This window comes from Candidatus Thermoplasmatota archaeon, from assembly GCA_038884455.1.
Classification (GTDB): domain Archaea; phylum Thermoplasmatota; class E2; order DHVEG-1; family DHVEG-1; genus JAWABU01.
On sequence record JAWABU010000006.1, the window covers coordinates 14,321 to 38,600 of the forward strand.

General features: G+C 39.6%; 17 protein-coding genes. 7 read left to right on the plus strand and 10 right to left on the minus strand.

The window, feature by feature from the left end; genetic code table 11:
* Positions 1 to 34 precede the first annotated feature (34 nt).
* The 6 genes from QXL17_01885 to uvrA all read right to left on the minus strand — a co-directional run bounded on the left by QXL17_01885 (position 35) and on the right by uvrA (position 10,553).
* A complete protein-coding gene (locus QXL17_01885) occupies positions 35 to 1,702 on the minus strand; it encodes a metallophosphoesterase (GenBank protein MEM4257887.1) in 1,668 nt (555 codons plus the stop codon).
* 190 nt (positions 1,703 to 1,892) lie between these two features.
* Positions 1,893 to 3,242 (minus strand): IS66 family transposase, encoded by a 1,350-nt coding sequence (locus QXL17_01890; GenBank protein ID MEM4257888.1) that lies wholly within the window; start codon positions 3,240 to 3,242, stop codon positions 1,893 to 1,895.
* A 729-nt stretch (positions 3,243 to 3,971) separates the two neighbouring features.
* Positions 3,972 to 4,175 carry a DUF2061 domain-containing protein gene (locus QXL17_01895; protein ID MEM4257889.1) on the minus strand — a complete coding sequence of 68 codons (204 nt, stop codon included), beginning with the start codon at positions 4,173 to 4,175 and terminating at the stop codon, positions 3,972 to 3,974.
* Between the two features lie 86 nt (positions 4,176 to 4,261).
* Positions 4,262 to 6,193 (minus strand): excinuclease ABC subunit UvrB, encoded by a 1,932-nt coding sequence (gene uvrB / locus QXL17_01900; GenBank protein MEM4257890.1) that lies wholly within the window; start codon positions 6,191 to 6,193, stop codon positions 4,262 to 4,264.
* Positions 6,190 to 7,740 carry an excinuclease ABC subunit UvrC gene (gene uvrC / locus QXL17_01905; GenBank protein ID MEM4257891.1) on the minus strand — a complete coding sequence of 517 codons (1,551 nt, stop codon included), beginning with the start codon at positions 7,738 to 7,740 and terminating at the stop codon, positions 6,190 to 6,192. The genes uvrB and uvrC overlap by 4 nt, the downstream gene beginning before the upstream one ends.
* A complete protein-coding gene (uvrA, locus tag QXL17_01910; GenBank protein ID MEM4257892.1) occupies positions 7,737 to 10,553 on the minus strand; it encodes an excinuclease ABC subunit UvrA in 2,817 nt (938 codons plus the stop codon). Before uvrA ends, uvrC begins: the two co-directional genes overlap by 4 nt.
* A gap of 146 nt (positions 10,554 to 10,699) precedes the next feature.
* Between uvrA and QXL17_01915 the strand changes: the two genes are divergently transcribed.
* The 4 genes from QXL17_01915 to QXL17_01930 all read left to right on the plus strand — a co-directional run bounded on the left by QXL17_01915 (position 10,700) and on the right by QXL17_01930 (position 15,546).
* The gene (locus QXL17_01915; protein ID MEM4257893.1) at positions 10,700 to 11,620 is read left to right on the plus strand and encodes a THUMP domain-containing protein; all 921 of its coding nucleotides are present in this window, start codon (positions 10,700 to 10,702) and stop codon (positions 11,618 to 11,620) included.
* Entirely contained in the window at positions 11,617 to 12,540 is a 924-nt protein-coding gene (locus QXL17_01920) for a 2-dehydropantoate 2-reductase (GenBank protein ID MEM4257894.1), read from the plus strand. Before QXL17_01915 ends, QXL17_01920 begins: the two co-directional genes overlap by 4 nt.
* Positions 12,541 to 12,593: 53 nt before the next feature.
* Positions 12,594 to 14,462 carry a hypothetical protein gene (locus QXL17_01925; protein MEM4257895.1) on the plus strand — a complete coding sequence of 623 codons (1,869 nt, stop codon included), beginning with the start codon at positions 12,594 to 12,596 and terminating at the stop codon, positions 14,460 to 14,462.
* Between the two features lie 118 nt (positions 14,463 to 14,580).
* Positions 14,581 to 15,546 carry a D-glycerate dehydrogenase gene (locus tag QXL17_01930; protein MEM4257896.1) on the plus strand — a complete coding sequence of 322 codons (966 nt, stop codon included), beginning with the start codon at positions 14,581 to 14,583 and terminating at the stop codon, positions 15,544 to 15,546.
* Between the two features lie 7 nt (positions 15,547 to 15,553).
* Here the strand turns inward: QXL17_01930 and QXL17_01935 are convergent, their stop codons facing one another.
* Genes QXL17_01935 through QXL17_01945 form a run of 3 tightly spaced genes read right to left on the minus strand, consistent with a single transcriptional unit; the run spans position 15,554 to position 19,441 of the window.
* Entirely contained in the window at positions 15,554 to 16,192 is a 639-nt protein-coding gene (locus QXL17_01935; protein MEM4257897.1) for an MBL fold metallo-hydrolase, read from the minus strand.
* A 48-nt stretch (positions 16,193 to 16,240) separates the two neighbouring features.
* Entirely contained in the window at positions 16,241 to 17,290 is a 1,050-nt protein-coding gene (endA, locus tag QXL17_01940; GenBank protein MEM4257898.1) for a tRNA-intron lyase, read from the minus strand.
* Positions 17,291 to 17,314: 24 nt separating this feature from the next.
* Positions 17,315 to 19,441 (minus strand): S16 family serine protease, encoded by a 2,127-nt coding sequence (locus tag QXL17_01945; protein ID MEM4257899.1) that lies wholly within the window; start codon positions 19,439 to 19,441, stop codon positions 17,315 to 17,317.
* A 193-nt stretch (positions 19,442 to 19,634) separates the two neighbouring features.
* Between QXL17_01945 and QXL17_01950 the strand changes: the two genes are divergently transcribed.
* From QXL17_01950 to QXL17_01960, 3 genes are read left to right on the plus strand one after another with little or no spacing between them, the layout of a single operon-like run.
* Positions 19,635 to 21,458: a pyruvate/oxaloacetate carboxyltransferase gene (locus QXL17_01950; protein ID MEM4257900.1), complete on the plus strand. Its 1,824-nt coding sequence runs from the start codon at positions 19,635 to 19,637 to the stop codon at positions 21,456 to 21,458.
* Between the two features lie 29 nt (positions 21,459 to 21,487).
* Positions 21,488 to 22,954: an acetyl-CoA carboxylase biotin carboxylase subunit gene (locus QXL17_01955; protein MEM4257901.1), complete on the plus strand. Its 1,467-nt coding sequence runs from the start codon at positions 21,488 to 21,490 to the stop codon at positions 22,952 to 22,954.
* A gap of 23 nt (positions 22,955 to 22,977) precedes the next feature.
* Positions 22,978 to 23,778, plus strand: coding sequence for a biotin--[acetyl-CoA-carboxylase] ligase (locus tag QXL17_01960; protein ID MEM4257902.1), 801 nt, complete (start codon positions 22,978 to 22,980; stop codon positions 23,776 to 23,778).
* Here QXL17_01960 and QXL17_01965 read toward each other — a convergent pair.
* Positions 23,773 to 24,120, minus strand: coding sequence for a cupin domain-containing protein (locus QXL17_01965; protein ID MEM4257903.1), 348 nt, complete (start codon positions 24,118 to 24,120; stop codon positions 23,773 to 23,775). The genes QXL17_01960 and QXL17_01965 overlap by 6 nt on opposite strands.
* Between the last annotated feature and the right edge of the window lie 160 nt (positions 24,121 to 24,280).

Here is a 24,280-nt window from a genome sequence, read left to right on the forward strand (position 1 = left end):
AATGTTTATTTTTTTTGAAGTAAAAAACTTTTTTTTAGAGTGTTGAAAGTGCATAGTCAACAACAGTACCATTGGCAACTGTAATGGTTCTCAAAATGCCGTTTCTGCTCCTCGTAGAAGATGCAGTTTGGATAAAAGCAGGATGCTGCTGTTGATCTACGATTGGTTTTCCTATACTGTCAAGAACTTTGTTTTTATGGGAATGACCACTGAGAACAACTGCAACATTATGATGAACACAGTAGGTAATGAAGTCTTGTCGATTTTTTGTGATACATTCATTATTTCCACTGGGATACGGGTTTGGTATCGATTGGAATCCTTTGTCGTTTTTATCATTAACTGCAGGATGGTGCATGGCAATAATTTGACATAAATGGGTATCCCCAAAGTATTGTGTAAGAAGATGTAGTTGTGTCGTGGTTAAACCGCTTGCTTCGGGAGTAATGCCGCGGTCGAGTCTACTAAGATCATATCCGCTGTCAAGGCAGATGTAAGTGATATTGCCGTATTCAAAAGCGTAGTCATTAAAGGGGTTGAGATACCGATGGTATCCTTGCATGTTGATGTAGGGACGATATCCTCGGATGAATCGATGTTCATACCGTTCATGATTTCCAGGCAGGGTATAGATAGGAATGGTTGATTGTTCTATCAGATGATGGAATCGTTGATAAAAATTCTGATGATGGTTTTTGGTATTCGCCCAGTCAACAATATCGCCAGTGATAAGAATAAATGCTGGTTGAATGTTTTTAGTTATATACGATAATATTCTCCGGAATCGAAGTTGTTCGAAGAACGGGGTATACGCTTTGCCGATGTGAATATCGGTGAGGTGTACGACGGTGTATTGACAGGGTTCAGAATTTTGGATTTGTACGGCATGTTTCCAGGAGTATTGTTTTCGTTCGGTTCGGACATAGAGATCATACAAACCATTAGGGATGGCATCAATTGAGCAATGGATGATAAGTTCATCTTCTCTCCGAGTGTTACCTCGGTGAATCCAGAAACGATAGTGTTCTGTGTTTTGATCCAGAGTATAGGTGGCATGAGTCGTGGTATCTTGAAGCAGAACTTCGTAAAGCGTAATTGCATCTGCATGGTTGTCTCGTTGTTCTGAAAGAAGGATGACGAGTTGGTTTTCTTCATCTCTGCTGATGATCTGAGGACATCCAATTGAAGGATACATGATGCCATCTTGATTGAAGCCAACGGTGAGGTATTCGATTTTTTCAGGATGACAACCAGCTCTGAATTTTAAGGTATGGTTGCCGATAATGCTAGGATAATATTCGATAGTAACTGTTTGTCGTGGCATTCTAGTGATAAGAATTATTCCGGAAGTGACAGGAAGTTCTCCAAAGATCACCCGGATTCCTTGGGGAGAAGCAATGATACCATAGTATTCGTCGATTATTTCAATGAGCTCGTAGAAGGGATGACCGAATGGATTCCCCATGATCGTGATGTCGATAAACATTGGTTCATCAAGTGATGGATATCTAGTTGAAAATGAGATATCAATAATTTCTCCTGGTTTTATAGTATTTGTCGTCGTCTGTGTTTGAGTATGTATAATCGTCTTATTGTCAGATTGTGCATGTGGTGTTCCTAGTGATTCTGCGATAGGGATTGTACTTACGAGTAGGACACATAGGAAACAGAGTAGTATTTGGATTATTTTTTGTTGATACATATAACACCGCACGTTTTGAAGTATTAATAATTATCATACAACTATTATATATAATTTAATAATGAAAAAGATTGCTTGTTTATTGGCGGCGTAGTGTAAACAAGCATCTTTATTGAAATAAAATTATTTTGTTGTATAATACTGATAAATATCATAATTTTTCTATTATATATTATAATAATAGTATTTGTCAAGCTCCAGATAGACAGAGCTCACTTCTGAGGAGATTCTCAGTCTCTTCCGCAATATTTTTCCCTTGTAACTTCCACGTTGCAAGCAACGAGGCAATATATTGATAACTCTGCGGTCCTTTCAGTGATCGAAAAGTCCCAATGATCTTTTCCATGATCACATGTTCTCGAATCGACTGCTCAGCTAAGTTATTGGTTGGCTGCATACCGGGGTACAACAGACAGGTGTACCAACAGCCAAGTCCGTTTTCGATGTACTTTACCACCTTTCGTACATCCAGATACTCGATGTATTCATCCACCAAGATCTGAAGTTCTTCATCCCAAATTTCTTTCTGTCGTTGTCGTTCCTCCATCGATGGATCCGTTCCGAGGAACTCCTTTAACCGGTTGAATTTCCGATGCATCTCTTCAGACAGCAATCGTCCATGCTCTGAAGCATCCTTGTACTCATCCACCTCACGGAGGAGATGTGCCCAACAGCGTTGCACCACAGGTAGCCACTTGTATACGCGCCATCCGTCGTTCACCCCGACTCCAGTAAACCGTTCACCAAGGATTTCTTCAAGGACATCCCGTCCTCTGGATTTCCTGATCACTACCAGGACATCATCGGTATCGGTTCGGAAGATCCACAGCCACCAGTTCTGACCAAGAATTCGTATACCGGTTTCGTCAACATAGACAAAACGCGCAGTTCTGATTTTCCACAGAAGCTGTTCGTACCTTGGTTGAAACGCATGCCCAACTCTCAGAAGAACATCGTTGACACCAGTATGACTTACATCAAAACCCCAGTGGCACCACAAGAACTCTTGAATACGTCTGATAACGCCACGCAGTTGAAAGCGCAGAAGGGTGATGTTGGTCATCAAACTGATACCAAGATTGCCAACTTGTGGGCAATCAGGGTGTGTAGCAGTCACCCTGTATCTGCATGCTGGGCAGTCATACGTATAACAATCATACCTGGTTACTTTCGTTCTTTGTTTCGGAGGAATTTCTTCAATCGTCCGTGATTCTACATCGATTGGATCTCCAAGAAAAGAACCACATCTTGGACAATTATCTGCAGTCACTGGAATGATTTCATCAGGTTTAGGTATGTGCCGCTTGGCACCTTGATGGCCCACTACTCCCCCATGTTTTCCAGAAGAAATATTGTTTCTGCCGATGTTTCCTTTGAACCGTTGTCGAGAGGATGGCGTATGAGGATTCTCATACTGGCGTAATTTGTTTTCAAGTTCGGTGATCTTTTCCTTGAGTTCTTTATTCTCTTGTTCCAGATCTACAACGTGCTGTTCCAATTTGTGGATACGTTGTGTCAGTTCTATGATCTGCTGTTGCATCCCATCCATGCAGATATGTAATCAAAGAACTCCTGTATGGATTTTTCGGTCAGCTTGACAAATACTATCATTGTCACCGATGTTCTAGATATGGCAAAAAAATGTGCTAGTGGTAGAGGAAATGGAGAACGCAGTCGTTGTCATGGAATCGGAAAAAATAATAGGAGTAATTATAGACCGCGTTTGCTCTCGTTTTCGTGGTTCTGGAACTTGTCCAGCATGCAACGGAACTGGGGAGATAAATTAACCCAAAAAAATCATTCATCTGTACCGGAAGAATTCTCATAGAATGAAGTTATAACCTCTCAAAGAATAATCAGCATGATAGATGCTAAGGGATTTATACCTGTGAATCTCAAATCTCGACAGGAGTATTGATTTGACATCGTTTTGCGAGGTGGATCTGTTTCCAGTATTCCCAACTAGCTGAATGGCATAATCTAAACGGATAGTCGACGGGAACGATTATCAATTATACTAGTAAAAATGTACATAGATCAGCAGAATGAGAAAATTTACTAGTATATTACATAGCTCTGCCGTTGATGTTCCAAACAAAGATGATGATTTGTACTCAACAGCAGAGAAATGAGGAAGCATACTAGTAAATTAGTGTTCAAATCCCTTCTCCTGCACTTTTTAAACAAGAGAGTATGATTTACCAAAAAATTGTTCATCTTTAAAAAATATGATGAGTTGATTTATAAAACAACTCTAGGAAACAATAAATTATGCATGGCCCCACTTGATGATCTCCCATGCGCGTTCATGGAAATAATAGATTACTGTTTGAATTGTCTGAAAAACAACTACGATACTAGTCATCTGAAGAATATTGCCAGTAAAAATATAGGTGACAAGAGCAAGGCTGATAATGCAGATGATTCGATAGCTTATTGATTTTGCAATGGTTCTTTTTTTTCCTTCTTTCATACGGTATCCACCTGGTAAAACCGGGTTGCTTATCTCCATATTTTGACGACATATAAGAATATTTTTTTATTTGGGCAGTAAATACTCTACTGTTTTATTTGTTGTTTTAATTTATTGATCTTATCCCGAAGCATGATTGCTTTTTCAAAATCAAGATCATCAGATGCTTTTCTCATTTGGATTTCAAGATCAATAATCAGTGCTGGAATATCTTTTCGTGGAATATGTTTTGTGTCAGTTATTTCAACAACTTTTTCTTTAATCGGTTTTACAACTGTTGTAGGAATAATACCATGTTTTTGATTATACTCAAGTTGTATATTTCGTCTGCGATTGGTTTCTTGCAGTGCTTGTGCAATAGATTTGGTCATAGTATCTGCATAGAGCACTACCTTTGAGTTCACATTGCGAGCAGCACGACCAATGATTTGAATAAGACTACGTTCATCCCGCAGAAATCCTTCTTTGTCAGCATCAAGAATACCGATAAAACCAACCTCAGGGATATCAATACCTTCTCTCAGGAGATTTATCCCGACAAGAACATCAAAAACCCCGAGTCGAAGTTCTCTGATAATCTCACTACGTTCAAGGGTATCAATCTCTGAGTGAAGATACCGTGTTTTAACCTTTTTTTCAGCAAGATACTCTGAGAGTTCCTCAGCAAGTTTTTTCGTCAAGGTTGTAACTAGGACTCGATCACCTCGCTTCACGGTGCGTTGAATCTCAGCGATGAGATCATCGATTTGACCCGTGGTTTTTCGAACCTCAACTGGTGGATCAACCAATCCTGTTGGTCGGATGATTTGTTCAACGATCTGTTGGGAATGAGTAAGTTCATAGTCAGCTGGTGTTGCTGAGACAAAAATAACAGTATGTAGGTATTGTTCAAATTCATTGAAGGTTAACGGCCGATTATCGAATGCGCTCGGCAATCGAAACCCATAGTCAATCAATGCTTTTTTCCGAGAATATTCACCATGTTGCATTCCCTGAATCTGAGGTAGTGTCCGATGACTTTCATCGATAAATAAGAGAAAATCTTTGGGGAAATAATCAAGCAGACAAAATGGTTTTTCGCCAGGTTTTCTCCCGTCAAAATGACGTGAATAATTTTCAATTCCTTTGCAAAAACCGGTTTCCTCAATCATTTCAAGATCATATAAGGTGCGTTGTTTTAACCGATGAGCTTCAAACATACCAAGTTGCGGGAGACGTTCTTCGAGTTCTTGTTTAATAGATCTTATAGCTTTTTGTTTGCTTTCTTCAGGTATTACAAAGTGTTTTGCAGGATAGATAAATAAATAATCAAAATGATCAACGGTTTTTCCTGTTGTTTTATCGACTTCTTTGATCGATTCAATGGTAGAACCAAAGAGCTCAATACGAATAATATTATGATAGTACCCAGGTACAATATCAATGATGTCTCCTTTCACACGAAACCTTCCGGACTGCAGGTCGATATCATTTCGTTCATACTGCATCTCTAGTAATTTTCTTAAAAGATCTCTTCGGTCAATGATTTGATTTTTGGTTAGTTCAAAACCCATACGTGCAAAATCACGAGGATCACCAACACTATAAATACACGAAACAGAGGCAACAACGATAACATCGCGTCGTGAGAGTAGTGATGCTGTAGCAGAAAGTCGCATCTGTTCAATTTTTGGATTCACATCAGCATCTTTCTCAATATATAAATCACGTTGAGGAATATATGATTCTGGTTGGTAGTAATCATAGTATGAAACAAAATATTCTACTCGATTTTCTGGAAAAAATTCTTTAAACTCGCTGTACAACTGAGCTGCAAGGGTTTTGTTATGTGCGATCACGAGGGTTGGCCGTTGAATTTGTTGAATAACATGAGCCATGGTGAATGTTTTTCCAGACCCGGTTACACCAAGTAATGTTTGACAGGTATAGTTTTTTTTGATTCCCTCAACCAGTTGCTGGATTGCTTGAGGTTGTGATCCTTTAGGTACAAGATTTGTAGTGAGTTTAAATTGGTTCATGCTTTCAACTTTTTTTTCCGTAATAGGCGATTATATGAAAGTGCGAAACGATGCGCCTCATCCCGTATTTCTTGGATGAAATGTAATGCTTTATCTTTTTTGTCTAACCGAATTGGCTGCTGCTTCCCAGGAAGATAGATCTCTTCGTACTGTTTTGCTAAAGCAATAATCGGGATGTTGATCCCAAGTTTTTGTAACTCTGCGTATGCACTGCTCAATTGTCCACGTCCACCATCGATAATAATTAAATTTGGATATTCTTGCATGTTTTGTTGTAATCGCTGGTACCGCCGGTTGATAACCTCTGCGATTGCTGCGACGTCATTGACACCGTCCACTGTTCGTATGCGAAACCGCCGGTAGTTTTGTTTATCAGGTTTACCGTTTCGGTACTGCACCATGGATCCAACCATGAGTGTTCCTTGAAGATGTGATATGTCAAAACATTCAATAACCGTGGGTGTTTCGGGTAGGTTTAATTGCCTTTTTAGTTCTTCGATTTTTAAGGAATCCCCAAAAAAGGTAAAGTCAATGTTTTTATACACAAGATCAAGTAGCTGTTTTTTTGCTCCTTTTTTCGGTGAAATAATATGTACTTTTTTCTTTTTTTGTGTTTCGAGAAAATGATGCAGGGTTGCTGATAATTTCACCGGAACAATAACTCTTGAAGGTATCGGATTTTCTGAGTAATATTGAATAAGAAATTCTTCGAAGAAATCAGTAGTTTCAGGAAAGATATATTCTTGTTTATTGACAAGCGTTCCTTTATCGACGTTAAACATCATAAGGTATACAGTACCATCTTTTAGTTGATAGTGGATGACATCTTCATTATAGGTAACAGTTCTTTGAACATATTGTCGTTGATGAAGGTGACGGAGTGCTTCGAGCTGCTTTCGAATTTGTAATGCTTGTTCAAAATTTTGATCTGCAGCATACTGATGCATTTCTTTTGTGAGACTTTCAATTAATTTTTTTATGTTCCCTGAGAGAATCATTTTGACATGCTGTATCTTTTGGCTATAGGCGTCTTTTGATATCTGCTGAATGCAGGGGGCGTCACAGAGATTAATATGATACCGTAGGCATGCTTTCTTTGGGAGTTTTTTACAGGTTCGAAGATGAAAGATTTTTTGAAGTACCGCAAGGATATAATCGCGTTCTTGTGCAGAGACAAAAGGACCAAAATATTTCCCTTCATTGGTTTTCTGCCGTGCAACAAGTAGTCGAGGATATTCTTCGTTCGTGATGTGGATATACGCATAGGTTTTTGCATCTTTAAGATTGATATTATATCTTGGTTGATGTTTTTTAATAAGGATGTTTTCAAGGATAAATGCCTCAAGCTCAGTATTTGTTACAATAAAATCAACTGAAACAACATGCTGCATGAGTGCAACTGTTTTCTGATCACTCGACGATCGTTGGATATAACTTGCAACTCGTTTCCGGAGATCTGCAGCTTTTCCAATGTAGAGTATTTTGTTATCTGCATCTTTGAAGAGATAACAACCAGGTGTTGATGGAATTTTTTTTATATTGATCATAGCGTCTGTGTTTCATAAAGTACTGATCGGATAACCTTCCCCGTGTGACTTTCAGGGTTAGCAGCAACTTCTTCAGGAGTACCAACTGCAACGAGGTAACCTCCAAGATCTCCACCTTCTGGTCCGAGATCAATAATGTAATCAGCTGACTTGATCACGTCAACATTATGCTCAATGACAACTACGGTGTTTCCTTTGTCCACCAGATTATTGAGAACGTTAATCAATTTTCTGATATCATGAAAATGAAGACCAGTCGTTGGTTCATCCAGAAGATAGAGCGTATGACCGGTGTCTTTTTTTGCAAGTTCTCTGGTAAGTTTGATGCGTTGTGCCTCGCCACCAGAAAGCGTGGTTGCGCTTTGTCCAAGTTTGATATATCCAAGCCCTACTTGGTTGAGGGTGTCAAGTTTTTTCGAAATCGAAGGAATATTTTGGAAGATGTTTTGTGCTTCTTCAACACTCATACTAAGGATGTCTGCTATGGTTTTATTTTTATAGGTAACTTCAAGTGTTTCTTTGTTGTATCGTTTTCCTTTACATTCTTCGCATTCAATGTAAATATCAGGAAGAAAATTCATCTCAATTTTTATCATCCCGTCTCCTTGACATGTTTCGCATCGACCACCTGGTACATTAAATGAGAATCGACCTGCTTTGTACCCTCGTAGTTTTGCTTCAGGAGTTCTTGCAAATAAGGTTCTGATTTCATCAAACACCTTGGTATAGGTTGCCGGGTTGCTCCGCGGTGTTTTTCCAATTGGACTTTGATCAATAACAATAACTTTATCAATCGGTGTATCACAAATGATCGCGTCGTGTTTTCCTGGTTGTTCTTTTGAATTATACAGTTTTTTCATGAGGCCTTTGTAGAGTATTTCATAGATCAACGTTGATTTTCCACTACCTGATACACCGGTGATAACAGTAAAAATACCTGTTGGAATGTTAACCGTGATATTTTTTAGATTATTTTCAGAACAATTTTTTAATCGTATCATCGATGTTGAGGAGCGTCGTCGTTCAGGAATCGGAATACATAATTTTTTTGAAAGATATTGTCCGGTGAGTGATCTCGGATTTCTTTCAATCTGCTGAGGAGTTCCTTTTGCAATAATGCTTCCACCGTGTATACCTGCACCTGGCCCCATGTCAACAACATAGTCAGCATTTCTAATGGTTTCTTCATCGTGCTCCACAACGATGAGAGTATTCCCAAGATCTCGAAGTTTGCACAACGTCGTTATCAGTTTTTTATTGTCTCGCTGATGGAGACCGATCGACGGTTCATCAAGGATATAGATGACTCCCATGAGATTTGATCCAATCTGAGTAGCAAGTCGAATGCGTTGAGCTTCGCCGCCAGAAAGTGTTCCTGCGTTTCGTGAAAGGGTCAGATAGCTCAGACCAACATCTTCCAGAAATGAGAGACGTGTCTTGATTTCTCTGAGGATTATTTTTGCAATTTCTGTTTGTTTTTCTGACAAGATAAGCGTTTCAAAAAACTGCCGACATTGTTGAATCGACATATCTGTGATATCAATAATTGATTTTCCAGCAATTTTCACGGCAAGTACTTTTTGTTTCAGCCGTTTTCCCTGGCATTTAGAACAAGGAGATATTCGCATAAAACGTTCGAGGTCGCGTCGTCGATACTCTGATTCTGTTTGTTTGTAGAGTCTTTCTGATTGGGGGATGAGGCCTTCCCAACCGCCAACATGAGAGTAGTGAACATCACCGTTTTTCATCGATAAATTATACATAATTCGTTCTGTTGATCCGTACATAAGTGCATTATACTGTTTTTCATTGAGTTCTTTGATTGGTGTAAAAATCGAAAAACCGTAATGATTCGCCACTGCACCGAGATAATGGTTCCTCCAGCCATCTCTGAGTGTTTTGTATAAAGCTATTGCACCATCGGCAATTGACAGCTCCTTGTTTGGAATAATGAGATCTGGATCAAAATCCATTTTAATGCCAAGGCCATGACATTCTTCACAGGCGCCAAATGGGCTGTTGAAGGAAAACATTCGTGGTTGGAGTTCTTCGAAGATAAAACCGCAGTGCGGACATGCCATTGTTGCAGAATACGTATATTCAGTATTTTTTTCATCAAGAACCAGAAGTAATCCGTCTGATCTTTGCAGTGCATGTTCACAGGCTTCAGTTAACCGTGAAATATCTGAAGGATCAACACGGTCGATAACAAGATCGATATCATGTTTTTTATATCGCTCAAGATTGATTTCCTCATCAGTTCGACATATCTGTTTGTTGACTCGAACCCGCAGGTATCCTTCAGCGTTCAAATCTCTGAAAAGCTGCTCGTAGGTTCCTTTTTTCTGACGAACTAATGGCGCTAGAATTACTACCATCTGCTTATGTTCAGTAGCGATGCGTTCTGCGATCTGTTGGGGGGTTTGTGATTCAATTTTTACATCATGGATTGGACAGTGAGGAACACCAATCCGAGCGAAAAGCAGACGGAGATAATCATAAATTTCAGTGATTGTTCCAACCGTGCTCCGAGGATTTTTGCTGGTTGTTTTTTGCTCAATTGATATCGCTGGCGAGAGACCTTCAATACTATCAACATCAGGTTTATTCATCAACCCAAGGAACTGCCGAGCATATGCTGAAAGGGATTCAACATATCGACGCTGACCTTCTGCATAGATCGTATCAAATGCTAACGTTGATTTTCCGGAACCTGATAGGCCTGTAATTACAATAAATTTGTCACGAGGTAGGGTCACATGAATGTTTTTCAGATTGTGTTCTCGTGCACCTTTGATGATGATGTTCTTCATTAAAAAAACCCCCAAAAAAGAGTACATATCTTTTGTGTAAAAAAACGTGAATCAGTATCCACTATTCAAGGTTTTCCATTCATTTTGAAGGTATTCATCACATATAATCAGGATCATACGAAAATGTTAAGTTATACCAAAGGTATATGTTGAGTTGCATGGACGCTGATTTGATCATCATTCGATACGGAGAACTTTCGTTAAAAAGTCGGTATGTTCGAAATCAGTTTGAATTAAAACTTATTCACAATATTAAATATGCACTGACGTTAGAAAATATTTCTTGTAGGATCCATCGAGAATGGGGCAGGATTTATCTTGAAACAGATAAAATTTCAGAGAGTGTGCAGTTGTTAGAAAAAATTTTTGGGATCACCTCCTTTAGTCCTGCTATTCAAACAGCAAGTAATTTCGACAGTATCACGAAAGCTTGTTTTCAATATACTGATAGTTTACTTGATCCTACAAAAAGCTTTGCGCTTCGCGTGACTCGCACAGGAACGCATTCATTTACCAGCCAAGATGTTGCCATACACGTAGGAGCACAAATCGGTGAAAAAACAAAAGCACGGGTCGATTTAAAAAAGCCTAACGTTGAACTGTTTATTGAAATTCGGGACAAAAAAGCATTTATTTTTTTTGAAAAAATTCGTGGGCCTGGCGGCTTTCCCGTAGGCAGTCAGGGATGCGTACTTGCACTTCTTGAGAACACTGATTCTCTGCTTGCTGCTTGGTTTTTGTTGCGAAGAGGTTGTCGGGTTGAGTTTGCTGTAGTAAACAAAGCGCTGATACAACCCTTAAAAGATTTTTGTAGGACCTGGTATATCTCTCCGAAATATTATATCTTTGAAGATTCTGAACAGAACATCACTTACTTTTTAAACGATTTAGCAGCAAAAGATACTTATGATGCAGTTGTGGTAGGAAACAAATTAAAAACCGCAGAGGAGCTACGAAAGATTCAGTGGTTAAAAAAAGAACTTAACCTGCCCGTTCTCCATCCGTTGATTTCATTGGATGTTGAAAACGTTCAACAACAGGTTAAAACTCCTGAGGTACATGCATGAATATAGTTATTTTTGGTGCAGGTGCTCTTGGTTCATTTTTCGGAGGTATGCTTGCAAAACAACACACGGTTGCCTTACTTGGTAGAGAACAGCATATCACTATGGTTCGTCATCATGGTCTGAAGATTTCAGGAAAAACAAGAAGGATGATCCATCTTGAAGCGGTTCTATCTCTCAAAGAGGTCTCCTTTCCTCCTGATTTGATTATCATTACGGTTAAATCATATGACACATTTAATGCTGCGCAGGAGTTATCCGTACATCTGAACAAAGAATGTCTTCTTTTAACCCTTCAGAATGGTCTTGGCAATATTGAAGTGTTGACGTCGTATTTTCCTAAACAGAACATCCTTGCTGGTGTTACAACACAGGGAGTGTTCTATAAAAAACCAGGATGGGTTGTTCATACTGGTTTTGGCACAACACTTATCGGGGATCTTTCTGGAGAAACAACAGATCGAGTAGACGAGCTGGCGAAGGTATTCTCTGAATCAGGAATACCAACGGTCGTAAGTAATCATATTTATTCTGAGATTTGGAAGAAGGCAATTATCAATGCCAGTATTAATCCATTAACTGCTTTTCTAAGGTGTAAAAATGGGTATCTGCTGAAGAACCCGATTATTGAAAACGTTGTTGAACACATATGTCTTGAGGCAGCCGCTGTTGCCAAAGCTGAACAGATCAATGTTGATTTCAAGGAGCTGCTGGTTCTGACAAAACAAGTGCTTCAGAAAACAAAAAATAATTATTCATCTATGGTTCAGAGTATCCAACGGGGAAAACAAACCGAGATTAATGAGATAAACCAGAAATTTGTTGAGTATGGAAGACGACATGGGATTGAAACACCATTGAATACATTCATGGTATCTCTGATAAAGAACACTCCTGATTATTTAAATATTCGAAAACGATAGTTTTATATAAATTATAATCTATAATATTAATATAAAAAACTGGGATTGTCAGAATGTACATCAAAAAGCAGCATCAACGAGTCATCGGTATCGCAGTTATTCTTGTTATCATTGGTATTGTTCTTGCTGGTTTGTGGTATTCTGGTTATTTTATGCGCACTCAAGAACAAAAACCTGATGAGTCTCTCGTTCATCAAAAAGATGATCGTATCAGTCCATTAGGTGGTCAACAGCTGACAATTCAAATCAATCGAATTCGCAATCGAGCATTATACGATAAAATGCTCAAACTAGGGACGAGTTGGAGGGAAAAACCAAAGTTTTATTGGGTTTGTACTGTTGATGGAGAAGAAGCAAATAGTTTTGGAACCGTTGGGTATGGCTCTGAAGGCTTGTTTGTCGCATGGGATTCACTCCTGATGGACACCCGTATTCCCTTTCGAGTTACCGATGAACAACCAACCTCCTCTGTGACCATAAGTATTGTCGAGCGGTCGTATTCCGGATTGCTGAAAAGGAGATATTCTGATACAGTGAAGGAAACCATCGAGCTTACCTACGATTATCGTACCGGTCGATGGCAGGGTGATGATGCGTTTCAAGATGCAGATGGGTATGGCCACTTTCTGGGGAAAAACTACGAACTATGGTTTACGTTATATCAAAATGATTATGATCGTGATGGAATTCCCTATTGGACCGAAGTAAACATCCTTGGAACTGATCCTATGGTTGATGATTCAGTGCTTGATCCTGATACCGATGGCATTCCGACAGCATGGGAATGGAAATGGGGATATCATCCTTTTATTCCTGATGACCATCGACATCTCGATCCTGATTTCGATGGTATCACCAATCTTAATGAATATGCATTGCGGAAGTATTTTGCAGACCCCTATCGACCTGATATGTATATTGAAACTGATTTCATGCAAAAACGAGGACCGTTTGATCTCCCCCATATTTTTTTCAAAGAATCTCAGCAGATGATCATTGAAATTTTTGCACGTCATGGGATCAATGTCTATATCGATGACGGTTGGCCTGATGGCCCAAGCAATGGCGGTGGCGAAATGCTTCCTTTCATTGAATCATTTGAGGATGTCAATGGCGGTCAGGTACTAGGATTCTATTTACATAATTTTGCTGATGAGCGAAAAGGAGTTTTTCGCTACGTGATTGTTGGTAATAAACTTGGTTGGTGCACGCCAAGTCAATACAACGGTTATGATACGATTCTGGTAGGAAACGGTTGGAAACCTACTATCAAAACTCGTCTTGCATTTACCCCTCGGCATCAGCGGGTATGTGTTGCGAAAGGAGTTCTGCATGAGCTTGGTCATTCACTTGGTTTGCTTCCTTATACGTTTCCAGGAAATGATATCACCACACCTGTTGGAGTTAGATATCCAAGTATGTCAAAGGAAGACTATGAAGGATATCTAAATCAGTATCACAGTATTATGAACTATAAATATATCTGGGCCGATCGAACGTTGGTTGATTTTTCTGATGGGAAAAATGGTGCACCGTATGATCAGAATGATTGGCTCCATATTTATCTACCTACGTTTAACCATGATGCTCGTGCTGTTGAAGAAACCGAAGATGAGGATTTTGAGGATTATGAGCTCTTTGATGAAATGATACTACCGCAGATACCTGGATGGGAGAATCTTACTGAAAAACAGATTTTATCATCACTTCCAACTTTTAAGGTATATGATACGATTACTTCAACAACCTATATTCTTGTCCATCATGATGCTAAGAATGCAACACAATGGAACATCAAGGTGTATGCACGGCCTGATATTGAACCTTTTCCAGTTATTCAAAGCTGGACGTTAGTCGCTGAAGGATCGATCGATACCCACGGAAAAATAACGTTCTATAATCCCAATCAACCTTTGATTTAACGTTTTAAAAAAAAATGTGTTGTTGATACGAAGTATTTTTTTTGCAATTTTTTTTGCAAATAAAGCTATAAGACTGTCGGTGATGTCGGAATCGATCAAAATGGAGCGATGAAGGATTATGAAAATTTTTATCACAAGACAGATACCGAAGGAGGGTTTAGATCTCCTGAAAAAATACCATACCGTTACGGTCAACCGCTCTGATAGAATACTTACAAAAAACGAAATCATCCGAGAACTCAAAGGCAAAGATGGTTTGCTCTGTTTGTTAACCGATCAAATTGACAAAGAGGTACTCGAAGCAAACCCACAGCTGAAAATGATAGCAAACTATGCTGCAGGCTATAACAATATTGATATCAAAACTGCAACAGAAAAGGGAATACCTGTGAGCAACACCCCTGATGTACTTACAGATGCAACCGCTGAAATGGCATGGGCGCTACTGTTTTCAGTTGCACGAAGAATTGTTGAAGGAGATACATTTACCCGTGCAAAAAAATTCAAAGGGTGGGCGCCGTTACTTATGCTGGGACAAGACATTTCAAACAAAACCCTTGGTGTAATTGGTGCTGGTCGCATTGGAACTGCTTTTGCCTTGAAAAGTAAAGGGTTCAACATGCAGGTACTCTATGTTGATACTCAAAGGAATACAATCCTTGAACAGGAACTTTCAGCAACAAAAGTATCCCTTCCTGAGTTATTACAAAACTCTGATTTTATCTCAATTCATGTACCACTCGTTGAAACCACATACCATCTCATTGGAAAACAAGAACTTAACATGATGAAGAAAAACGCTATACTCATTAATACTTCTCGAGGCCCTGTTGTTGACGAAGAAGCATTAGTTGATGCATTGAAAAAGAACGTTATTTTTGGTGCAGGTCTTGATGTATATGAACATGAACCAAAAATTCATATCGATCTATTTAAATTAACCAATGTTGTTCTTCAACCGCATTCAGCTTCGGCAACCTATACAACTCGTGTACGCATGGCAGTGATGGCAGCTGAAAATATGCTTGCTGGCTTAAAAGGGGTTCGTCCGCCAAACTGTGTAAATCCTGAAGTTTTTACATAGATGAGATCTACAGCGTGAACACCCAGATTTCAGGTTCTTTTGGGAGATCTTCTTGTTCAATGTCGATCTCGTTGCCAACTTTCAAGATTTTATAAGCATCTCTTTCAAGGAACGTATCAACATTTGCAATAGGTAACGACAATCCTTCGATTTTATAATGCATCGGGACAACAATTTTTGGTTTGATCATATTGACAACAGTCCAGGCTTGATCCGCATCAAGAGTATAAGTTCCACCAACAGGGATAAAAAGAATATCCACAGGTCCAATTTGTTGTACTGTTCTAGCGTCAAGCTCATGACCTAGATCACCAAGATGACAAAACTGTATATCATCATAAGTAAACTTGTACATGTTGATTTTACCGCGTTTGACCCCACCCGCAGCATCATGGAATGCCTCAATGCCTACAATCTGTACATTATCAATTGTTCTTTTTCGTGGATCAGTAACAATTTTTGTAGAATCCTTCATAACGGTTTTAACACTATTATGATCGTAATGATCATGAGAAACTAATACGATATCAGCAGTTACGTTTGGTTTTGGGATGCCGATAGATTTTCCGTCATGGGGATCGGTAACAATTGTGATCGCATTTGTTATTTCAAAGCAGGCATGACCATGCCATCGTATTTGAAGCAAAAAACCTTCCTCCCGGACTAGCTGAATCACGTATTTGGTTTAAAAATATTATGGCCGCAGACGACCAAACCTAATATATTCAATAGTATCTTGTTGAACAACAGCAAACAGAATTTCTTTATGAACCGAATGCGCAAGTCGAACTGCTCTGCTGATATCAGACAAGTTGCTTTCAAACTGATTTTGAACAACTAAGATGAGATACTCAGCATGGGTTGCATCAGGTCGTTTAGTATATGCTCTGAAATGAGTTCCAAACTTGAACCCTGTTTTCACAATAAGCCCCCGTTGCTTCAAATCTATAAAAACAGGGAGCCGAAGATGGAGGTCAGGCTGCAGCATTGTGAATTGCTTCATCAAACGCTTTGAGGAGATTTTTTTCTGTTGTTCTGTTTGGATATCGAGGATGCCGCGGTGATGGAGATATATTGCTTCGATAAGTGACAGCTGCAATCCTGATTCAAATGGCTTACCGTAGAATTCCTGATGATGCAAATCTCTCGCAGCTTTTTGGTCAAAAAGGAGAACTCGGTTGGTAAGCAGAATGCCCTGTGTTTTTTTATAGTGCTGTTCCGTTATTTCTCCAGTTGGATTGATCTTTGAAATAGTATAGTAGGTGATATCTCCTTCTTCATCGACAATACCATACCATAGTTCTGAATGTTTTTTTTCTGCTTCTGTACACTGGCGTTGGGTTGTTGCAATTTGAAAAGAATCTCGTTCAGAGAATACAGAGATATATGCTTTAATGTGTTTTTTGTTTTGAGTACTTTGATAGAGCAAGTGATACTGATGTGTTGGATCTGGTCTGATCATCAAACCTCTACTTCTTAAATCTTTGAAAATGAGATACTGGGTTTCTATATCTGGTATGAACCGGAAAGCATAGGAGATAAGTTCATCAAATGATACTGCTTGGTTTTGCTGATAAATTTGTATTTTTTTTTCCCCAAGTAGAAAAAGTGCTTCAAGAAGATCAAGTTTCAACTGCGAGGATGAATTCATGACTCCAAAACAGCTTCTTTGGTATAATCTTCCAATATCATTTGGATTTGTTACAAGAACATTAGTATTTTTGAGGATCCCATGAATCGGCATAGCAATCAAATATTGTTTCCTGCCTTATTTTTGTTTCTTAAAATAATCTTGGATGCTGCGGGGGATTTGACGATCAGGAAAATCACTGCTTTTTTGTTTTCGGTAATACGCAGTGAAATCTTGGTCTGCATGGTTTAATTGACCAGGATGTTGATTTTGAGGTTGGTCTGATCGTCGAATTAAGATTAAACCAACGATTAATAACCCAATACCAAGTCCTCCAATCCCTCCAACAAAAAGAAAGAATACTGCATATTCAATATTCTGATAGAGCAGTCGATTCGTAAAAGGTTCCTGGGGTTCAGGAATACCATAGTACCGAGAATTTTGAGTGCTGTAGGTGCTGGTAAAACGGATTGCTCCTGCGATAAGATTTGCATATTTATAATAGACAAGGGCAAGATCATATGATGATTCATTTTCTAGACTTTGACCATATTCATAGTAGCTTACTGCGAGTACTGGTTCGATTCCAAGTTTTCTGCTTTCGCTAATGCTTGAACTTGCTTGTTCCTGAGCACGATCAACCTTTGCTTGACTTGAGCCATCAACAGTTTCTAGCGCAAGATTCGCTTTCACCAGTGCTTCTAACGCTTCGAACAGTGCTGCTGCAATATATCCATCATCTCGATTTTTTTCAGCAGATGAAAGCAGTTGTTCAGCTTCTGAAATAAACGAAGAGGTTTGTCCCATTTCATCAACAATAACATCTGCATAGACAACTGCTTGTCGAGCATCTTCGATGTACTCCTCAGCAAGATTTCGAACATCCTCAATGCTCATTTCTCCAGTATCATTGAACGGTTTTCCGATGCCAAGCCACCAGTGGATACTCTCGATGCGTTGCCGTGCAAATGAAATTTGATATAATGCGGTGAGATGGTTTTGTGATGAGTAACTCGATTGAGCTTTGGTGATATATGATGCTGCCTCTGAAACACGGGTTTGTGCTGCCCCGACACATTGTAATGAAATCGTTCCTCGTATCTCTGCGTTTTTAGCTTGTTGGCTATTCGTATCAAACATTGATTGAACCTCAGTAAGAAGTGATTGAACAAAATCATCTTTTTTTGACGTGTTAAAATACCTGCAAGCATAGGATACAAACTGTGCGTCGATAAGTGATTGAAAAGAGTTACTGGTACTTGTATAGTAACATTGTTGATCGTACCACTGCTGGGATTCTTTAAGGTTTTGTTCTGCATTGTTGAGATAGTCTGTAATCTCGTTTTTATAGTAATATGGGAATCGATTTGGTATTTCAGTCGTGTTAAACGCTGCACTGGCATTCCGGTATGCCTGTTTTGCATCTTGTAAGAGTTGTGTTGCAAGTGGCTGCATTGATTCAACGTAATGCTTTGTTGAAATACTTTGATTTGATTCTGAAGTAGTAAACGTCCATCCGGTGAAATACAGGATTGCTTCGTTGATATCTTCAACTTCACAAACTTCTATACCGTATTTTGTCATTGCATAATCTGAGACGTTTCGCTTAACCTGTCGTGTTCTGATCTGTGTCCACATTCCATCCTGAGTTGTCTCAGTGATTGTTTCAGTATACACATTTTGACCTTTTGGTATGAGAAAACGTGTTGCACCCACCGAATATGCGGCATCACATTTTTGGATGATTCCTCCAATTGGGCCGATACTCCCATCAGGATTAATCATTCCAGTCATAACCGTTTTACTATCCAGTGTCCAATTCTCAAGTAGTGCAACGACTGCTGTGGTCATGACTGCTCCTGCAGAAGGACCTCCAATAATCGGCGATGAGGTCCGAACAACAAAAAAATAATCATAGGTCGTGGGGTCGACTTGGCAGCGATGATCGTTTTTTACGAGTGTTGACGCAACTTTAACTGCAAGTCGAGCAGATCCTTGCATATCAATTTGTGTTAATGGGAGGGTATCTACAAAGACACGGCCATTTCCATGACTTTGGATGGTAACAGTGATGGTTGAAATAACACCAACATATCCTTGACTTGTCTGCGCAACTGCTGGTGCATACACTGTTACATTTCGATATTCAAGAGAAATCTGCCCTCGATGGATATCACCGGCAGGGAACGCCATCGATGATACGTTCAAACCTACGTTCGGTAAAAGGAAAATGAGAACAAGAATCAAGATTTTCATCAGCTTCATAGTACTTCACCTGGTTATCTGCTGACTATATACCTAGGTTTTTTAAAGTTTGCGAGAAGAACTCTAAATAAGCGAGTCCCGATATTATTAAGTAGGGTAACAGGATACCTTTTTCGTTTGAACATGCTACTTGTATGGCTTTTCAAAGTAGGATGTTCAAAAAAATAATAAAAATACTGGAGGATATATAATTATGGTTCAACTACACGAACTTGTTTTACGAGATGGACATCAATCACTACTGGCGACACGGATGCGAACAGAAGATATGTTACCAATTGCCGATAAATTAGATCAGGTCGGTTTTTTCTCGGTAGAAGTGTGGGGTGGTGCAACATTTGATGTTTGTATTCGATATTTGAATGAAGATCCATGGATTCGCCTTCAAAAGTTAAAAAAAGCCATGCCAAACACGCCTTTGCAGATGCTTGAACGAGCTATGAACATTGTTGCCTATTGGAATTTTCCTGACGATGTTGTAAATAAATTTATTTACTTTGCAAAGAAAAATGGCGTTGATTATTTCAGGATTTTTGATGCATTGAACGACCTACGAAATATGGAAATACCGATGAAAGCAGTCAAAGAAAACGGAGGTCATGTTCAAGCCTGTCTTAGTTATACAATTTCACCAGTACATACCGTTGATTATTTTGTTGAAAAATTTGAAAAACTGCAGAAAATGGGTGCTGATTCATTATGCATTAAAGACATGGCAGGGATGATATCTCCAAAACGAGCCTATGATATCATCAAGGGGGTGAAAGATGCAGGTATTAAACTACCCATGGATTTACATTCCCATTATACAAGTGGTATGACGGGGATGGCATATCAACGTGCTCTTGAAGCAGGTGCAGATATTCTTGATACGTCGATGTCACCGATTTCAGGAGGAACTGCTGCCCCTGCAACCGAAAGTGTCGTTGCTGCACTACAAGGAACTGAATGGGATACGAAGTATGATTTAGAACTCCTCATTGAAATTCGGAATTATTTCTTAAAAGTATGGGAGAAATACCGACATTTACATCGGTTTGATGCGTTAAAAGTCGATCCCAGTGTAACCCTTCATCAAGTTCCTGGGGGGATGTTGTCAAATTTAATCTTTCAATTAGAAGAGCAAGGAGCTCGTGATAAATATCGTGAGATACTCTTGGAGACCGCACGGGTTCGAGAAGAACTTGGATATCCTCCATTGGTTACTCCAACAAGTCAGGTTGTTGGCGTTCAAGCGGTGATGAATGTACTGCATGGTCGATATAAAGTTGTGACCAATGAGACGAAGGATTATTGTCGTGGGATGTATGGAAAACCACCTGCTGATATCAAACCAGACATTATGAAAAAGGTTCTTGGGCCGAAATGGAAAGATGAAGTTATAGATTGCCGTCCGTCTGATCTGTTGAAACCCCTGTGGCATCAGCGGAAAAAAGAACTTCAAGAAATCGATGGAGGATCATTGATCAAAAAAGAAGAAGACATTCTGACGTATATCTTGTATCCTCAAGTTGGATTGAAGTTTTTAAAAGGAGAAGCGCGTGCTGAGTTTACCTCAGATGCATTGCCGCTACCGATTGATCATCCATTAACCCGATCAATGGTGAAACAATCATTTCCTGAATATAAACAGATTTGGCTTGAAATTGAACCACCTGAAAAACGTTCTGGTCCTGCTCAGATCCCAACGGAGTTTACTGTTGAGGTTGACGGAGAGCCATTTGAGGTGAAAGTCATACCCACGGGCGGTTTCATGGTTGCCGGAGCTGGAGAGAGCACCGTATGTTCAAAACCCAAAGATGTTGAGGGTGGCGTGAAAACTTCGATGCAAGGAACGATTTTGAAAGTCAAAGTCAAAAAAGGAGATAAAGTCAAAAAAGGTGATGTCATCGCAACGATTGAAGCTATGAAAATGGAACAAGAGATCAAATCAGAGGTCGACGGTGAAGTTAAAGAAATCTTCATCAAAGAGGGCACTGGTGTCGCCTGTGGTGATCTCCTGATGCAGATCCTTTAATAGTTATTGGATTAATTTTGGTGAAGTATATGTTGAACAAAGTGCTCATTGCTAATCGCGGTGAAATCGCGATTCGTATCATGCGTGCCTGTAAGGAATTCGGGATTGCAACAGTTGCTGTGTATTCAGATGCTGATCAATCAGCATTATTTGTTAAATATGCTGACGAAAAATATCACATTGGTCCTGGTCCTGCAAGTCAAAGCTATCTTAACAAGGATAAAATCATCGATGTTGCCTTGAAATCAGGTGCTGAGGGGATCCATCCAGGATATGGTTTTCTTGCTGAGAATGCTGAGTTTGCTGAACTCTGCAAAAAAAACGGCATTGAATTTATCGGACCGCCGGTTTCTGCAATGAAACTCATGGGGTCAAAGATTGATTCAAAGAAATCCATGATTAAAGCAGGTGTTTCTGTGGTTCCTGGCGTTGTTGAAGCGATTTCTGATCATGAACGAGCAAAAGATATTGCCCATGAAATTGGATATCCAATCATGCTGAAGGCATCTGCAGGTGGTGGTGGTATTGGTATTCAAAAAGTTGACAATGAGCAACAGATGGAGAAAGCGCTTGCAACGGTTCGTCAGCTCGCAAAAAATTCTTTTGGCGATGATTCTGTTTTTATTGAAAAATTCATTGAAGACCCACGACATATTGAATACCAAGTTATCGGCGACAAGAAAGGTCATTTAATCCATTGTTACGAACGTGAATGTAGTGTGCAACGTCGCCATCAGAAACTGATTGAGGAAACACCCTCCTGTGCATTAACACCAGAACTCCGAGAGGAAATCGGCAGGCAGGCGGTACTTGCAGCAAAAACCGCTGGTTATTATAATGCAGGTACCTGCGAGTTTATGTTTAAAGATGGACGGTTTTTCTTCCTTGAAATGAACACGCGACTGCAGGTTGAACATCCAATTACTGAAATGACTACAGGAGTTGATCTTGCTCGGGAACAACTTCGGATTGCATCAGGTTTTGAACTTGAATACGATCAAGAAGATATTCATCCAAGAGGTCATGCGATTGAATGTCGAATTAACGCAGAAGACCCGCTAAACAATTTTATGCCTGCACCTGGTAAAATCGTTCGATATGCTGAACCAAGTGGCCCAGGGATTCGTGTTGATGCAGGTGTATATCAAGGGTTTACAATTCCTCCGTTCTATGATTCAATGATTGCAAAACTGATTGTCTGGGCTGAAGATCGATCACGTGCAATTGCTCGTGTGAAACGTGCATTGTGGGAATATCAAATCGGTGGAGTGCGAAACAACATTCCATTTCATCAGGTGGTGATGAACCATCCCAAGTTTGTCTCGGGAGAATATAATACAAGTTTTATCCCACGATATAATATTCTCGAACAGGTAGTCCAGCATGTCCAGACGATGAAAGCTCAATCTCAGACGCCAAGGACAGCTGCAGCAATGGCTGCTGTGCAAGCAGTACTTCTTGCTGCAAACCAAGGATCTGGTCAGAAAAAATCTTAAAAAAATTGCCAGCAAATTTTTGTATGAATAACGTTGGAGATTCTACAGAACTTGAATTTAGAAAAAAAGCAAGCGAGTTTCCCAAAGGTTTTTTTCATCAATTGATTTTTTTACCTGTGGTTTCATCGACCAATGTCTTTTTGAAAGAAGGACTCAAACGACGTACTCTTCCTATGGGGACCGTCGTAGTTGCCGCAGAGCAGACGCACGGTCGTGGTCGTTTTGATCGTGTATGGTTCTCCCCAAAAGGTGGTTTATATTGTTCTTTATCGTTACGTCCAAAAACAGCAGTCAAAAATACCTCTTTGATCCCGTTATTTACCGCGCTTGCTGTCGTAAAGACGCTTCTCAAGTTTCAGATTCACTCATTGATTAAATGGCCAAACGATGTGCATATCCATGGCAGAAAAATCGCAGGCATTCTTCTCGAATCTGAAGTTGAAAATAATGCGGTGAATTATGTGATAGTCGGCGTTGGAATAAACGTTAATATTTCAACGTTTCCTGATACCTTAAAGGTGCCTGCAACGTCGTTATTGCAGCAGCTTCAGAAGCCAGTTTCTCTCGTTTCCGTGTTCTCAGAATTTATCGAGTGTTTTCATCACTATTATACTCTTTTTCTTCAGGAGAAATATAACGAAATTCTTTATGAATGGAAGCTGAATTCTGATACGATCGGAAAACATCTTGTAGTTCGTTCCGGTGCTCTTGAGATCGATGGTGTCGCTGTTGATGTGGATGACTTTGGTTTTCTCCTGGTTCAAACACCTGATGGAATTATGAAGGTTTCAAGTGGTGATTGTGAGTATCTTGATGGTCTATAGCATACTCCACATGAAGGTAGGTGGTACTCCAACTGTTATGTACACTACTTTTTCTCTACCGTTGTTTCGAGCTTTATGTTTGAGGCTGGAATCATGATACAACAGGTCTCCTTTGGTTAATTTGTAGGTATGATCTCCCACCATGTATTCCATTTCTCCTTCGAGGACGAGATGAAATTCCTCGCCGGTATGCTGGAACCAGCGTGATTCTGCCTGCGGGTCAAGTTCAGCAATAATCGCCTCCATGTTGTTTGATTTCACCATAAGACGATACAGTCGCCCTGGTTTATGTGTTTTACTTTGTTCTTCTCCTTTCTTCAAAAGAATAACTTTTTGTTCCATATGTTCGTTGCTCCCCGCGCATGAATAGTCGTTTTTCTCTAATAAAGGTTTCCAAAAAATGCTGCTTTGGGTAGCATGATGGAGCGGAAGGATTTTCTTTGTGGTACTGTCGAATTTATTCGTGAGAAAATTATAAATACTTAACAGGCGTTAATAACAC

Bases quoted from the DNA above. Each gene is read 5' to 3' on its own strand.
- QXL17_01890 (MEM4257888.1), bottom strand. From the start codon at position 3,242: ATGCAACAGCAGATCATAGAACTGACACAACGTATCCACAAATTGGAA.
- uvrA (MEM4257892.1), bottom strand. From the start codon at position 10,553: ATGAAGAACATCATCATCAAAGGTGCACGAGAACACAATCTGAAAAAC.
- QXL17_01945 (MEM4257899.1), bottom strand. From the start codon at position 19,441: ATGAAGCTGATGAAAATCTTGATTCTTGTTCTCATTTTCCTTTTACCG.
- QXL17_01895 (MEM4257889.1), bottom strand. From the start codon at position 4,175: ATGAAAGAAGGAAAAAAAAGAACCATTGCAAAATCAATAAGCTATCGA.
- QXL17_01960 (MEM4257902.1), top strand. From the start codon at position 22,978: ATGAATAACGTTGGAGATTCTACAGAACTTGAATTTAGAAAAAAAGCA.
- uvrB (MEM4257890.1), bottom strand. From the start codon at position 6,193: ATGAACCAATTTAAACTCACTACAAATCTTGTACCTAAAGGATCACAA.
- endA (MEM4257898.1), bottom strand. From the start codon at position 17,290: ATGCCGATTCATGGGATCCTCAAAAATACTAATGTTCTTGTAACAAAT.
- QXL17_01915 (MEM4257893.1), top strand. From the start codon at position 10,700: ATGTTGAGTTGCATGGACGCTGATTTGATCATCATTCGATACGGAGAA.
- QXL17_01920 (MEM4257894.1), top strand. From the start codon at position 11,617: ATGAATATAGTTATTTTTGGTGCAGGTGCTCTTGGTTCATTTTTCGGA.
- QXL17_01950 (MEM4257900.1), top strand. From the start codon at position 19,635: ATGGTTCAACTACACGAACTTGTTTTACGAGATGGACATCAATCACTA.
- QXL17_01885 (MEM4257887.1), bottom strand. From the start codon at position 1,702: ATGTATCAACAAAAAATAATCCAAATACTACTCTGTTTCCTATGTGTC.
- uvrC (MEM4257891.1), bottom strand. From the start codon at position 7,740: ATGATCAATATAAAAAAAATTCCATCAACACCTGGTTGTTATCTCTTC.
- QXL17_01965 (MEM4257903.1), bottom strand. From the start codon at position 24,120: ATGGAACAAAAAGTTATTCTTTTGAAGAAAGGAGAAGAACAAAGTAAA.
- QXL17_01925 (MEM4257895.1), top strand. From the start codon at position 12,594: ATGTACATCAAAAAGCAGCATCAACGAGTCATCGGTATCGCAGTTATT.
- QXL17_01955 (MEM4257901.1), top strand. From the start codon at position 21,488: ATGTTGAACAAAGTGCTCATTGCTAATCGCGGTGAAATCGCGATTCGT.
- QXL17_01930 (MEM4257896.1), top strand. From the start codon at position 14,581: ATGAAAATTTTTATCACAAGACAGATACCGAAGGAGGGTTTAGATCTC.